1 protein-coding gene is annotated in these 1,199 nt (G+C 36.8%); it reads right to left on the bottom strand.

What is annotated here, in order from left to right; genetic code table 11:
- Positions 1–741: 741 nt before the first annotated feature.
- Positions 742–1,170, bottom strand: coding sequence for a hypothetical protein (locus tag PVK70_RS18690; RefSeq protein WP_130049488.1), 429 nt, complete (start codon positions 1,168–1,170; stop codon positions 742–744).
- Positions 1,171–1,199: the final 29 nt, after the last annotated feature.

Genomic DNA, 1,199 nt, shown 5'->3' with positions numbered 1-1,199 from the left:
AAAAAATTTCGGACTCAGTACGCACAACGCTGGCATAACACGTTTATTACTATGCAAACCAACCTGAATTTTGATGCCTTAATCACGAAACTCAAGACAAACCCAGAACGCCGAATGTAATAAATCGTGTTGATGCGATTGTTGTGCGTGCTTACTTTCGGCTTGGTTAACTTGGTAAAGAACTGCCTTGCCAAGATTTTCTAAGCCCTGATTCTAATTTACCGATAGCAATTAAGCGAACAAAATGTTCTTAAATTGCGAGATAAAGTAAATGGAAAATAGATACATTTCTTACGCCATTTGAACGACTTGGATTCAACCAGTTTGGGACTGAAAAACCAAATACCCTCGCCACAATTGGGATTGAAAATGCTAAGAGGAAAACACTGATGCAGAATAAAATGAGGCATAACCAAAGAACAATTGAAGCATAAATTAGCCTCTGAAACGCCTGAACTTAGAGAAATAAGGGCCAATTTGCCGAACCTGACGATAACGAAAGCAAAAATGAAACAAAGAAGAAAGGAACGCTTACTAAGCCAAAACTACAAAAGCCGCGATCCTTTTGATGAACCGTGCAAAAAATTTCGGACTCAGTACGCACAACGCCTGCATAACACGTTTGCTACGATACAGACTTAACTGAATTTTACCGCCTTAATCACTGAAACTAAAGGCAAACTGACGACGCCGAGTGTAGCAAATCGTGTTGATGCATTTGTTATATTGATTACTCACAGCTCAAATATTACTCTTAATAGCCAATGTAATTAATGCTGATGAAACACCAACGGTGATGCTAATTAGTGCCGTAAACATCCTTTCAACTCGCTTCGCTCGAAGCTTATCAAAATACAATTGAGTTTTTGCTGTCATTGTAAATAACTTACTTCCATAGCCTTTACGGCCACTGCTATTATGATAATTGTTAACCTGTTCCTCCCCAGATACTTTTGAATAAAATATAGAGGCAAGTAATTTTTCGTCATATGGCTTACCTGATGAATTACGCAGATCACAACTAATGTAACCACTAACGACAAGACAAGCTAAAGGAAAATAATCTTTGTAATCATTATGTTTTAAGTCAATAGCCTTGCTTAAATCCTCTAAACTAGCCTCTCGATTGGCTAATATGAGTTTAAGCAATTTATGATGATGTAATTTCAATTATTACCCCTAAATTAAAAAAACAATAT

The sequence above is a fragment of the Aliivibrio sp. A6 genome (assembly GCF_028765505.1).
GTDB lineage: Bacteria > Pseudomonadota > Gammaproteobacteria > Enterobacterales > Vibrionaceae > Aliivibrio > Aliivibrio finisterrensis_A.
The sequence above is the reverse complement of the archived record's forward strand: the minus strand, read 5'-3'. Positions and strand labels throughout refer to the sequence as shown.